Source organism: Burkholderia anthina, assembly GCF_902498995.1.
Lineage (GTDB): Bacteria > Pseudomonadota > Gammaproteobacteria > Burkholderiales > Burkholderiaceae > Burkholderia > Burkholderia anthina.
Genome location: NZ_CABVLY010000004.1, coordinates 22,336 through 35,297, shown reverse-complemented (window position 1 = coordinate 35,297; position 12,962 = coordinate 22,336). Strand labels below are relative to the sequence as shown.

General features: G+C 65.1%; 11 protein-coding genes. 1 reads left to right on the top strand and 10 read right to left on the bottom strand.

Going from position 1 to position 12,962, the window contains the following annotated elements:
- Positions 1 to 68 precede the first annotated feature (68 nt).
- The 7 genes from BME24068_RS34910 to BME24068_RS07240 form a co-directional block, all read right to left on the bottom strand.
- Entirely contained in the window at positions 69 to 593 is a 525-nt protein-coding gene (locus BME24068_RS34910; RefSeq protein WP_239007698.1) for a hypothetical protein, read from the bottom strand.
- A 51-nt stretch (positions 594 to 644) separates the two neighbouring features.
- Positions 645 to 2,090 (bottom strand): DEAD/DEAH box helicase, encoded by a 1,446-nt coding sequence (locus BME24068_RS07265; protein ID WP_174925611.1) that lies wholly within the window; start codon positions 2,088 to 2,090, stop codon positions 645 to 647.
- Positions 2,091 to 2,377: 287 nt separating this feature from the next.
- Positions 2,378 to 3,310, bottom strand: coding sequence for an ornithine cyclodeaminase family protein (locus tag BME24068_RS07260; RefSeq protein WP_174925610.1), 933 nt, complete (start codon positions 3,308 to 3,310; stop codon positions 2,378 to 2,380).
- A gap of 11 nt (positions 3,311 to 3,321) precedes the next feature.
- Complete coding sequence (locus tag BME24068_RS07255; RefSeq protein ID WP_174925609.1) at positions 3,322 to 4,389, bottom strand: proline racemase family protein; 1,068 nt, start codon at positions 4,387 to 4,389, stop codon at positions 3,322 to 3,324.
- Positions 4,390 to 4,489: 100 nt separating this feature from the next.
- Positions 4,490 to 5,464: a LysR substrate-binding domain-containing protein gene (locus BME24068_RS07250; protein WP_096504798.1), complete on the bottom strand. Its 975-nt coding sequence runs from the start codon at positions 5,462 to 5,464 to the stop codon at positions 4,490 to 4,492.
- 245 nt (positions 5,465 to 5,709) lie between these two features.
- Positions 5,710 to 7,053, bottom strand: a complete 1,344-nt coding sequence (locus tag BME24068_RS07245; RefSeq protein WP_174925608.1) for an MFS transporter — start codon at positions 7,051 to 7,053, stop codon at positions 5,710 to 5,712.
- Positions 7,054 to 7,194: 141 nt separating this feature from the next.
- Complete coding sequence (locus BME24068_RS07240) at positions 7,195 to 8,259, bottom strand: Gfo/Idh/MocA family protein (protein ID WP_174925607.1); 1,065 nt, start codon at positions 8,257 to 8,259, stop codon at positions 7,195 to 7,197.
- Positions 8,260 to 8,350: 91 nt separating this feature from the next.
- Between BME24068_RS07240 and BME24068_RS07235 the strand changes: the two genes are divergently transcribed.
- Complete coding sequence (locus tag BME24068_RS07235; protein ID WP_174925606.1) at positions 8,351 to 9,313, top strand: LysR family transcriptional regulator; 963 nt, start codon at positions 8,351 to 8,353, stop codon at positions 9,311 to 9,313.
- 144 nt (positions 9,314 to 9,457) lie between these two features.
- Here BME24068_RS07235 and BME24068_RS07230 read toward each other — a convergent pair whose 3' ends face one another.
- The 3 genes from BME24068_RS07230 to BME24068_RS07220 form a co-directional block, all read right to left on the bottom strand.
- Complete coding sequence (locus tag BME24068_RS07230) at positions 9,458 to 10,666, bottom strand: GGDEF domain-containing protein (protein WP_174925605.1); 1,209 nt, start codon at positions 10,664 to 10,666, stop codon at positions 9,458 to 9,460.
- Between the two features lie 452 nt (positions 10,667 to 11,118).
- On the bottom strand, positions 11,119 to 11,997 hold the full coding sequence (locus BME24068_RS07225; RefSeq protein WP_096504808.1) for an HpcH/HpaI aldolase/citrate lyase family protein: 879 nt from the start codon (positions 11,995 to 11,997) through the stop codon (positions 11,119 to 11,121).
- Positions 11,987 to 12,946 (bottom strand): electron transfer flavoprotein subunit alpha/FixB family protein, encoded by a 960-nt coding sequence (locus BME24068_RS07220; protein ID WP_174925604.1) that lies wholly within the window; start codon positions 12,944 to 12,946, stop codon positions 11,987 to 11,989. Before BME24068_RS07220 ends, BME24068_RS07225 begins: the two co-directional genes overlap by 11 nt.
- Positions 12,947 to 12,962: the final 16 nt, after the last annotated feature.

Here is a 12,962-nt window from a genome sequence, read left to right as displayed (position 1 = left end):
GGAGAACCCGGCACGGGAATCGTCGCGTAAAGGAGCGTTATATGGGCCGGCCCCTGTGCGAGCCGCAGTTACTTTCGCCCGTTGCCGGCCGGCGGCTTGCCTTTGACGTAAGGAGCCGCGAACTCGGTGTCGAAAGTGCCTCGCCACGAACGCACGCGCATCGACGTTGCGTAGTAATACTCATAATTTGCGGACGGGATCGTGTCTACCGGAACTGCACCGCTTGAAAAGACACCGTCTCGTATGATCGCGTCGCCGGTGCAAATGGACGAGACCACCGCGAGTCGTTCGTCGAGAATCTTCTGGATGAACTCGATTGCCCCGCCGGGCTCGACGGCATTGCCCAGCGCGGAGAAAAAATGCCGATGGGTTGTCGCGTAGAAAACCGTCACCTCGTCGTTGTACAACGAGGAAACCTCCAGCGGGCCGCCCTTCGATGTCGCAAGCGACGGCACCCGCACATTGAAGTAGTTTTGGTCGGCGCGGGCGACGACGGAAATCAGCACGACCGGGGCACCGCTCCCGGCCGGAGACAACAGCGTGCCGCTCAGCGGGCCAGCCGGCCCCGGTGCTTCGATCTCTGCCTGCATCATGGGAACGGGCTTCCTGAATGAAGGACAGGCGGCGTTACGCATCCCCAGGAATCACGGCCGGCGTTTACCGGCGCCGCCAGCAGGTTTGGCGGCCGGCTTGCGTGCCCCCGCAGCCGGCTTGCCGGCGGGTTTGGCGCGCGGCTTCTGCACGCTGAACGGACTCCCGCTGACTACGCTCGCGCCTTTACCCGCAGGGGCCGCGCGCTGGCCCGCGGGCTTGCGTTTGCCTTCGCCACCTTGCGGCCGCGGCTTTTTGCCGGCCGCCGGCATGGCGCTCGGCGCGCCTTGCGGCACTTTGGGTTTCTTCGGCTTTTTGGGTTTCTTGATGATCTGGCCCGTCGCGCTGGTTTCCGGCACGCGGTGCTCGGCTTCAAAACCCGGCTCTTCTTCACGGCGCAGCGTCTGCCGGATCAGCGCTTCGATCGCGGCCAGCTGCGGGGCTTCGTCGGCACACACGAGGGACACCGCCACACCGCTCGCGCCCGCGCGGCCGGTACGGCCGATACGGTGCACGTAGTCTTGCGCGACGATCGGCAGATCGACGTTGATCACCAGCGGCAGGTCGTCGATATCCAGTCCGCGCGCCGCCACATCGGTCGCGACCAGCATCTGTACTTCGCCCGTCTTGAAGCGCTCCAGCGCACGCAGGCGCGCCGGTTGCGGCTTGTCACCGTGGATGGTGTCGACCGCGTAGCCCGCCTCGTCCAGCATGGCCGCCAGATAATCGACGCCGTTGCGGGTCTTGACGAACACCAGCGCGTGCTCCCAGTTGTTCTCGGCCACCAGGTGCATGAACAGCTCGGGCTTGTTCCTTTTGTCCACCGGCACCACCCACTGCTTGATCTTGCTGGCCGTGGCATTGGGCGGGCTGACGCTGATATTGACCGGGCTGTGCAGAATACTCGCCGCCATCGCGCGGATATCGTCGGTGAAGGTCGCGGAGAACAGCAGCGTCTGGCGCCGAGCAGGCAGCGCGGCAAAGACGGCGTTGAGTTCGCGCGCGAAGCCCAGATCGAGCATGCGGTCGGCTTCGTCCAGCACCAGCGTCTGGACCTGATCGAACTGCACGGCGTTCTGGCGATTGAGGTCGAGCAAACGGCCCGGCGTGGCAACGAGCACGTCCACGCCTTTGCGCAGCTTCATCATCTGCGGGTTGATGCTCACGCCGCCGTAGGCGGCCAGGAATCGCAGGTCGAGGCCCTGGCCGTATTCGACGAAGCTCTGCAGCACTTGTTCGGCCAGTTCACGCGTGGGCACCAGCACGAGAACGCGCGCGCGGTTGCTGGATACGGCCGGGCCGTGTTGCACCAGCCGTTGCAGCAGCGGCAGCGCAAAACCGGCGGTTTTGCCGGTGCCGGTCTGGGCTGCGGCCATGACGTCGTTGCCACCCAGGACAGCAGGTATCGCCTTGGCCTGCACCGGCGTAGGTGTCTGGTAATTGAGGTTCTGCAGATTACGCAGCAACGGCTCGATCAGGCCAAGCGAGGCAAAAGACATGGACGTGTTCCGGGCTAAAACCGCAATTCTAGCGGGTAGCGCGGGGGGTGGGCCGTGGGAGGCGGTGGCGGTCGGGAGAGCTGGCGGAGATCCGGGCGCGCCGTGCCCGTTCGTCAACGATCCGGCGCGATCCGGCGCGATACCGCTTCTGGCAGGCGACGGTCGAAAAACGACTGGCCGCTGCCGACGCGTACAACGGTCGCCGATGCCACAATCGAAAACGTAGGCGAATCGGCCGAACGGGTTTTTCACCCCGTCTGACGCCGGGCCGGTTGGCCAGGGCCTCCCTAGCGTAGTTTCAATTGCTCGACGACATACTGGCTGACGATCAGATCCAGATGCGCGCCGCCGGCATTCTTGTAAACCGTCCGGTCTTCTGCCGAACGACGAAACGCCGTCATCCGGCACAGATCGAACAGATCGCCTTCGATATCGCGCTCCCGGATCACGCCCGCTTGCAGCGGGATTTGAATGTCGCCCGACTGAACGGCATTCTGGCGGTCGTCCACGAAGATCCGCGCCCCGCGGAACACATCGCAATCGGCCTCCTGCATGTCGGCCCGGTATCCGCCCACCAGATCGACATGGGTGCCGGGGCGAACGCACGCGCCCCGGATCACGGGCGTGGAGGCGCTGGTGGCGGCCGTGATGATGTCTGCGCGCGCGACCGCGGCATCGAGGTCGTCGACAAGGCGTACCCGGACGTTTCTTGCCTCGAGCGCCGAGCGCGCGGCTTCCAGCCGCGACTGCGTGCGATTCCACAACAGCACTTCGCGAATGGACGGCCGGATGTGCAGGTAGGCGTCCGTCAACCACCGTGCAACCGGCCCCCCGCCCAGCACCAGCAGGACTTCGCTGTGCTCGCGGCACAGCATGCGGGCCGCCAGCGCGGAATCGGCCGCGGTTTTCCAGCGCGTGATTTCGGGGCCGTCCAGCATCGCGACGAGCCCCTTCGTGCGCTCGTCCAGGACCAGAAACGCGGCCTGCTCCGACGGCAGCGGCGGGACGGCCGCGCCATTGGCCGGATGGATCGACGCGATCTTGATCCCGGCCCCCCTGCCCGGCAGGATCACGCCGCGGCTGAACAGGCCGAAGCTCGAATCCCCGATGAAGTAGCTGCCGCCGCTGGGCCGGGCACCGGCGTGCCCGCGGTGCAACGCGTCGAGAACGCCGGGCCAGTCGAGCACCGACTGAATCTGCTGCGCGGAAATGATCTGCATGCGTACCGCTCCTACCGTTCCTGCTGTTTCGGCCAGATGTCCCCGAGGGTATAGCCCTCGGGAAAGGGATCGTCGTGATCCAGCACGATGGTATGAATGCCATGGATCCAGCTGGTGCCGGCCAGCGTCGGCACCACGGCCGCATGCTCGCCGATACGGGTCGCCGCCTCCAGGCGGCCGGTAAAGACGGTACCGAGGATGCCCTGGTGCCGGAAGTCCCGATGCAGCGGCAGTTCGCCCCTGGCGTGCAGCACGGCCATTTTCGCGCAGGTGCCGGTGCCGCACGGGCAGCGGTCGATCGCGCCGGTCCACGTGGCCGGATCGTCCCACGAGAGCGGCCCGGTGGGCATCGTGACGGCGTTCTTCCAGTCGGCCCGCGGGTCGTCGGTGGGGCCCGAGAGCTGGGAAATCGTGATGCCGACGCCCGGATAATCGGGGTGCGCAACCGGCAACTGTTCGATGGCGGCCTGCCGGATCATGGCCGAGATCCGCGCGATCTCCTTGCCGTGTTCGGGCTTCAGTTCGAGCCCCGGAAACTGGCGCACGTCGGCAATCGCGTAGAACATGCCGCCCCAGCCGACGTCCACGCGCACCTTGCCCAGATGCGGCACGTCGACGACGGCATCCAGATGCGCGGCAAATGCCGGTACGTTCCTGAACTTCACGCGCCTGACCTTGCCGTCCCGGCACTCGGCCGTGATGCGGATCAGGCCGGCCGGCGCCTCCAGCGTCAGTTCGGTCACCGGCTCGCGCATCGGCAGCATGCCCATTTCCAGCAGCACGGTGGCGACCGAGATGGTGTTGCCGCCCGACATCATCGGGTATTCGACCTGCTCCAGGATGATGTAACCGGCGTCCGCCTCCGGGTGGCACGGCGGCACGACGATGTTGCAACAGTGGGCCGGGTAGCCGCGCGGCTCGCGCAGCAGCAGCTTGCGCAGTCCGTCGTCGTTGGCCGCCAGCCATTTCATCTTGGCCTGGACGGTGTCGCCGGGAATATGCGGGATGCCGCCGGTCACGACGCGCATCGGAATACCCGAATGGGTCTCCACCGCGTGGATGCTTCGCTTGAAACCCATGTGCCGATGTCCTCTTGCGTACCGCCGCCCCTGCGCGGCGTGAAGAGGAATTTATGCCGATTTCGTCGCGAACTTAAGCGACATTTCGTCCGGCATTCCTTCAACTTTTGGTTGAAGATGGCACGGCGAGTTGCTGCCTGATCCACTGGCAGAAGCGTTTGCACACGCTCGCGTCCGCCTTGTCTTTCCGCACGGAGAGGTAATGGCCGCGATTCCGCATGACGGTCGAGTGCGGCAGCGGGCGCACCAGGTCGCCGCTGTCCACCAGATGCCCGACGAGATGATGCCAGCCCAGGGCCACCCCCTGATGCGCCAGGGCCAGTTGCACGATGGCCGGATAATCGTTGCTGGTGAATAGCTGCCGCGGGATATCGGCGCGCCAGTTTGTATCGACGTCGTGCAGCGCCAGCCAGACCTTCCAGTCGATATGCTCGGAAATCTGCGAGCGGCCGTAAGCGCTGAGATCCAGCAGCGCCATGTCGAGCAAACCTTCGGGCGCCGCGATCGGACCATGACGCTGCAGATATTGCGGAGTGCAGACCGGATAGACCTCGTCGTCGAACAGGTGCTCGCTGTCGTATCCGTCACGCAGGCTGGCCAGCTTGGCGATGTACACGTCCGGCTGCACGCCGGCTTCCATCGAGATGAAGTTCTGCGTGGCCAGCACGGTGAGTTCGATATCCGGGGCGTCTTGAAGGAATTCGGGTAGCCGCCTATGGAGCCACAGCGCCGAGAACGCCGGCGAACAGCACACGATCAGGGTCTGCCGGGCGGGAATTCTCTTGCGCAGGCGTTCGGCGGCCTGATGAATATTGATCAGCGAAAGCTGGGCGGCGTCCTTGAACATCTCGCCATCGGCCGTCAGTGCGACGGTTCTACCCGAGCGGACGAACAGCGCCGTCCCGAGATAGTCCTCCAGTTCCCGCACCTGCTTGCTGACGGCTGCCGGGGTCACGCTCAGTGCGTTGGCGGCCCCCGTAAAGCTGCTGAACTTCGCGGCCGCGAGAAATGACTTGATGGCGCGCAGCGAAAGCGCGCCGACCAGGGTTTCGCTGATTTCGAATTGACGCACCATGACGATATCGACCGACCTGACGGGATCGGGACAAGGTCCGAAGCAAGGACTTGCCCGAGATTGCATGAGACAACGCCGCTATTCTCATATCCCGACGGACCGTGTTCAAGTAGCAGCGCCCGAACGAGGCCCCGGCAAGCCCGGCGGCGGAAGGCCACGAAGACTACCGGGCAGATGCCACGACACCGGCCCGGAGCGAGCGCCGTGGCATCTTTCTCATGCATCGTCCTCTTTCCGCCGCAGCGTCAGACATGGGCCTTCGTGCCGACCGGGGAATCTTCCTTTCGGCCAAGGTCGTCCATCTCGATGTCGTATGTTTCCCGCGCCGTCAGCGTCGCAAGCGCGGCCAACGCGCATGCGCCGGCAACGAACCAGGCAACCGGCACCCATGCGCCCGGGCCCGTCTTCATCAGGGCCGCGGCAATGGTGGGGGCAAAGCCCGCGAGCGCGAAGCCGATCTGCGTTCCGATCGCCATCCCCGACAGGCGGACGCGCGTATCGAACATTTCCGCGAAAAACGAAGGCCAGATGCCGTTGGACGCGCTGTATGCGACGCCCGACATGAGCACGCCGAACAGGAAGATCAGCGGAACGTTCTGCTGCTCGATGGACCACAGATACGGGAACATCAGCACCGCCGGCCCGAGGATGCCGAACAGGTAGACGGGCTTGCGTCCGATCCTGTCCGCCAGCATCGCGAACAGCGGGATGGCCACCAGCGCGACGATGTTGGTCAGGATGGCGACCCACAACATCGTTCCGCGATCGATTTTGACGACGTTGACGGCATACGACAGGGCGAACACGCCGAAGATCGTGCTGACGGTCGATACGAGCGCGCAGAGCACGACGCGCAGCACGTCGCCGGAATAGTGCTTGAACAGCACCGCGAGCGGCATCCGCGCGACGTGCCGGGTTCGCTGCTCTTGCTCGAATACGGGCGTCTCGTTCAGGTTGCGGCGAATCAGGTAGCCGATGAGCACGACGACTGCGCTCAGCCAGAACGGGACGCGCCAGCCCCACGACAGCAACTGGTCTTCCGGCAGGCGAGAGATCGGCAGGAAGACGGCCGTCGCGAGGATCAGGCCGGCCTGCGTGCCGCTGAGCGTAAAGCTCGTGAAGAATGCGCGTCGGTCCGACGGCGCGTGCTCGAGCGACATCGAGTTCGCCCCCGCCTGCTCGCCGGATGCCGAGAAGCCCTGGCAGAGCCGCAGCAGGACGAGCAGCGCCGGTGCGAGCATTCCCACGTGGCCGTAGGTCGGCAGGCATCCCACCAGGAAGGTGGACGCCCCCATCAGTACCAGCGTGAAGACAAGCACGCGCTTGCGGCCAAACTTGTCGCCGATATGACCGAGAAAGAACGCGCCCACCGGCCGCGCGACATAGCCGACGCCGAATGTCGCCAGCGCCAGCAACAGCCCCATCGACGGGCTCGATCCCGGAAAGAAGACCTTCCCGAAAACCAGCGCGGCGGCCGTACCGTAAATGAAGAAGTCGTAGTACTCCATCGCACTGCCGATCCAGGCCGCGAGGGCCGCCATGGCCGGCGTTTTCTTTCCGGCGGGCGTAGGGGTGTTGCTCGTTGACATGTTGTCTCCTGTTCGCTTGCGCGAAGCTGTTTATCCGTCTCTCCGTGAGAGAAACATCCGGCGCGATTCGGATTCGCGTCTTCCTTCCGTCGATCGAAATGCGGCAAGGCCCCTCGGCGGACGCCGTTGCCGTTGGCGGTTTCAGGCCGTCATGCTTGCGCGGTTCGTCTCGACGATCGCGCCGCTGCGCGCTGCTTCTGCAATCGCTTCGATGATCCGCAGATTTTGCAGGCCGTCGAATACCGTCACGAGCGGCTGCGCTTTGCCTTCGATCACGTCGCAGAAGTGCGCGAGCTGGCGTTCGAGCGGGTCCGCGCGATCGATTGCCTCGACCGCCATCTCGAACGGCTTCCACCACGAGCGGTCCTCCTTGCGGGCGTACGACTTGACACGCATCGTCGGCACGGACAAGGAACCCTGGTCGCCCGCGATTACATAGCAGTCCTCGTCACCGTAGGTCGGGTAGCTCTTGTTTTCCTGCGACGTCTGTTCCCAGCTGCGCGCGGACGCCGCGGTATCGGACAGCAGAAACGTGCCGAGCGCGCCGTTCTCGAAACGCAGGTTGATCGCAACCGTATCCTCGACCGGAAAGCCGCGCGTGACGTTGGACGACAGCGCCTGGACCGCGACAATCTCGCCGCACAGCGAGCGCAGGTTTCCAATTTCATGAATCATGTTGATCAGGATCGGGCCACCGCCGGCCTGACGGCGCCAGGGCGCAATGTCGAAGTAATCGTCGGGCTTGTAGAACACCGCGCTTCCCGCAACGCTGACGATCTTGCCGAGTCGGCCCTGGCGGATCACGTCGCGCGCTTTCGCGAGAATCGGGCTGTGCGCCCGGTGATGACCGACGAGCAACGGCACGCCGCCGCGATCGGCAGCGTCCAGCAGCCGCTCGCCTTCTTCGAGGGTATGGGCAACCGGCTTTTCGATCAGCGCCGGAACGCCGGCCACGATGCATTCGAGCGCCTGTGCGACATGCAGCTGGTTAGGCGTCGCGAGGACTACGCCATCGGGACGGCACTCGCCGAACAGCTGATCGAGGGTTCGGTACAGCGGGACGCCGGCAGCCTCCGCAACGTCCCGTGCAGCGGGACTCGGATCGACGATGGCCGACAGGCGGCAGCGCTCGCTGGCCTGGACCAGTTCGATATGGCGGCGGCCGATGAGTCCCGCGCCGGCGACGGCTAGCTTGATGTGTCTCATGATTTGGAAGCGTGTCGGCCGGACCGGAAATGGACGGCGTCGTGATTTGAGGCTAGATTACTCGTGACTCTCACGATCACAATGCGTCCAAATGGAAACTCATAATGCGCTATTAGCCAACAATGACGGCTTCCTCCGCGACCTCCAGCTGTTCTGCACGGTCGCGCGCCGGTCGAGCTTCGTCACGGCATCGACGGAGATGGGGATCTCTCCATCGCACGTCAGCAAGCGCATCGCGCTGCTGGAAAGCGCGCTCGGCGTGAAGCTGTTCGTGCGCACGACACGACGCGTGACCATCACCAGCGACGGGGAAGCCGCCTTCCAATGGGCGCAAAAGATTCTCGACGACGTTCAGGGCATGGCCGATACGTTCTCGGGGCTGGCAGGCGAGCCGCGCGGCCTGATCCGGATCAGCACGAGCCTGCGCCTGGGCCGCGAACACGTATCGCCGATCCTCTCGTTACTGAGGCAGCGGTACGGCGGACTGGAGATATGGCTGGAACTGCTCGACCGGCGCGCGGATCTTGTCGGTGAAAATTTCGATATCGACGTTCGGGTCGGCGAGATCCAGGAGCCGCACCTGATTGCACACAAGATCGCCGACAGCGCGCGCGTTCTCTGCGCGGCGCCGTCATATCTCGCTCGCGCGGGCACGCCGAAATGTCTTGGCGACCTTGCCCAGCACGATTGCCTGCTGTTTCGCGGGCGCGACCAGCGGTTTGGCGTCTGGCGCCTGACCGGGCCGAGCGGCGAAGAGACCGTGAAGGTCACGGGGCCGGTCGCCTCGAATCATAGCGACATCGTTCGACAGTGGGCGCTCGATGGCTATGGGGTAATCATGGCTTCGGTATGGGACGTGGCGTCGAGCCTCCGCTCGGGCGCGCTCGTGCGCATCTTGCCGGGCTACTCGCAACGCGCCGACGTATGGGCCGTCACGTCGGCCCGTTCGTCATCGTCGGCCAAGATCCGGGTTTGCGTGGCATTCCTCAAGGAAAATCTGACGCGCGGGCCTTACGCGTTGATCACGCGCGGCTTCGACGACGATCGCGGCTGAACGCTCATTCGCCTGACTCCGTCGATGCAACACCCGCGACTGTCGAACGGAAAACGTCGCGGCGGCACGGTTTCGGCGCAAAGTCGCGTGCGCGGCTTCGTGTCGTGATGCGCGTCCTGTCGAGACGCTGTCCGAACCACGGATCTAGAGCAGCCGTTGCGTTTCGCGACGCGCTTCCTCGGCGTCGCCGCTCCCTCCTCCGCCCGCGTGATGCACGAGTCGATTGCCGCCGAGCGACTTGGCCCGATATAGCGCGAGGTCAGCCGCCGACAACAGCTCGGCGAGCGACGCTGTTTCGCGCCCGGCTTCGGCCAGGCCGATGCTGACGGTCGCACAAATGCGATCGCCGCCGGCGTGATGCGACAGCGTTGCAAACCGTTCCGCAACGCGATCGCCGACCCGTTTTGCGCTGTGGCTATCGTGCCCCGGCAGCAGCGCGGCAAACTCCTCCCCGCCGATGCGCGCGAGAATCGCCTCCGCATCCGCAGCGGCTCGAACGGTGTCCGCGAATGACTTCAACACCTCGTCGCCGGTCTTGTGCCCGTAGCGATCGTTGATGCGCTTGAAGTGGTCGAGATCAAACGCAAGGAGCGTCACGGGGCGCCAATGCAGCGCACAGTCGTTGATCGCCCGCTCACCCTCTTCAAAAAACAGCTTCCGGTTGCCCAGGCGCGTCAAGTAATCGGTACGGGACTCTTGCAGCAGTTCCCCATGAACTTCTTCCCTGGTGAGCCGGAGTAACGTCATCGGCAAAATCACCGAATAGAGCACCCCTTCGTACATGGTGATTTCGCTGGCAGCCGACAGGATGTGCCCTCCGAAGACAGGAGGCAGCCATGGCAGGACGAACGCCCTGGCGGCGTAAAACGCCGAGTGGATGCCCGTCACGATCACGGCGACGCGCCGGGATTGAACCGCTGGCATCCCGTCGCTTCGCATCAGCTCGAAGGCCGTCATGGCCGAAACGAGCGCGATCGGGAGCGCGCTGGCATAAAGCCATACGGCAGCCTGCCAGCGCGCGCCGGCTGCCGCCCAGGTCATGCCCATCAACAGAAGCAGCCCGATGGAGCCGGCGACATACCGCCGGCCGTTGAACATCGCCACGGCGTGCAGAACGAGCAGATAACCGCTCAGAATCACGAGATTGCTGACGGCGGCGCCAGCGGCGCCCAGCAGTTGACTCCGGAATGCCGCCGTCGCGCAGCCGATTCCCAGCGTCGCATACCCGGCCGCAAGCGCCCGCAGTTCCTTGCCGCGCTTGGGATGAGACGTGTGCTCCCAGTACGTCATGGCGGAACTGGACAGCAGCGTTCCGATTGCTAGGAAGTAAAGGGTTGCTAAATCGACTCTCATCGCCGGTGTCTAAGCGCGCCCTCGCCACGACGAGGAAAAGGTTCAGGACGAACTGAGATAACGGCAAATCCCAGGAATCCTTGAGAAAGCGCGGCGGAATGGCTCACGCTTCCAAGGAGAACCCGGCTATCGGGCGGATGCCCGCACCGAGTCACGCCGGAAAGCGCGTCCGGCGCGGCATTCATCACCTGTTTCCGGCAGTCCGTCGACGGAGTCGTGATTGTGCAGCACTTTCCGGCATGGAAGTCGAATAGCCGAAATTGACCGGGCGCGGACAACGCTGCCCGCGCTCCCGGATCATGCCATTCGCCCCGACACCCGGGAAACGGGGCCGCATTGACGATCGAGGGCCCGCGTCCGCATCGAAGCTGCGTTCCACAGGGTCGGGGATCGAGCCCGCCGCCGGTCACGGCGCCGTACTCCAGCGATTCCCGCGAACACACCACGCCGGATCACGCGCCGGCCGCCCCGCTCGCCCCCATGCTGACGGACGCAGCCAGCGCCGCGATCCGCGTGGCGCGCAACAGCACCGGGCGATCGACCATCTTGCCGTCGACGGTCACCACGCCGCCGCTGGAATCGCGCATCGCATCGAGAATGCGCTGCGCCCACCGGACCTCATCCGCGCTCGGCCGGAAACACCGGTGCACGAACGCGATCTGTTTCGGATGAATGCACAGCTTCGCGCCGAACCCCAGTTGCTTGCCGTTGAACGCATCGCGCTCGATCCGCGCCCCGTCATGAATGTCCGGCGTCACGCCATCGACCGGCGATTCGATGCCGGCCACCCGTGAAATCAACGCGAGTTGCGACCGGAAGTGATTGAGCGCGACGCCATCGTCCGGCATCCCCATGTCCGCGATGAAATCGAGCGTGCCGAACATCAGCCGCTCGACGTACGGCGCTTTCGCGATATCGAGCGCGTGCCACACGCCGTTCGCGCTTTCGATCAGCGGATAGACCGGCACGCGCCGGCGCGCGAGCGCGATGGCGGCGCACACGTCTTCGGCGCTTTCGGCCTTCGGCAGCACGATGCCGGCCACGCCCTTCGATGCGCCAAGCGCGGCGTCGGCCTCGAACCACGGCGTGTGCCGCGCGTTGATTCGCACGAGCACGGGATGCTCGGGCGACACCCACCGGGCGATCGCGTCGCGCGCGGCCGTTTTCGCGTCGGGTTCGACGGCATCCTCGAGATCGATGATGACCGCGTCGGCGCCGCTCGCGAGCGCCTTGTCGAACCGTTCGGGCTTGTTCCCCGGCACGAACAGGTACGACTGAGCCGGCGTCGAGCCGCCCATGCCGCCGGCCTGCGGCGCGGCGTCAGACGGCATCGGTCAGCTCCGGCACGAGCGCGAACAGGTCGCCGACGAGACCGTAATCGGCCACGCTGAAGATCGGCGCCTCTTCGTCCTTGTTGATCGCGACGATCACCTTCGAATCCTTCATGCCGGCCAGATGCTGGATCGCACCCGAGATGCCGACCGCGATGTACAGCTGCGGCGCGACGATCTTGCCGGTCTGGCCGACCTGGTAGTCGTTCGGGACGTAGCCAGCGTCGACTGCGGCACGTGACGCGCCGAGTGCTGCCTGGAGCTTGTCCGCCAGCGGCTCCAGGAACTTCGTGTAGTTTTCGCCGCTACCCAGACCGCGGCCGCCCGACACGATGATCTTCGCGCTGGTGAGTTCGGGGCGATCCAGCTTTGTCACCTCTCGGCTCACGAATTGCGACTTGCCTGCGTCCGCTGCCGCTTCGATCTTCTCGACCGATGCGCTACCACCTTCCGCCGCCACCGGATCGAAACCCGTCGCACGTACCGTGATCACCTTGATCGGGTCGCTCGACTGCACCGTCGCGATCGCGTTGCCCGCGTAGATCGGACGCTCGAACGTGTCGGCCGACACAACCGCCGTGATCTCGGAGATCTGCGCGACGTCCAGCTTCGCGGCGATACGTGGCGCGATGTTCTTGCCGTAGGCCGTCGCCGGCGCGAGGACGTGCGAATAGTCCTTCGCGATGTTCAGCGCCGTCGCCTCGACGTTTTCCGCCAGGCCTGCGGCCAGTTGCGGCGCGTCGGCCAGCAGCACCTTCGATACGCCTGCAATCTTTGCCGCTGCATCAGCCGCCGCTTGCGCGTTGTGGCCTGCGACCAGCACGTGAATGTCGCCGCCAATCTTCGCTGCCGCCGCCACCGTGTTCAGCGTCGCGGCCTTGATCGACGCGTTGCCCCCCAAGGGGGCTTCCTTCGGGGCGTCGCACTCTGCAATCACCAGAATCGTCATTTCTTTCCGCTCCCTC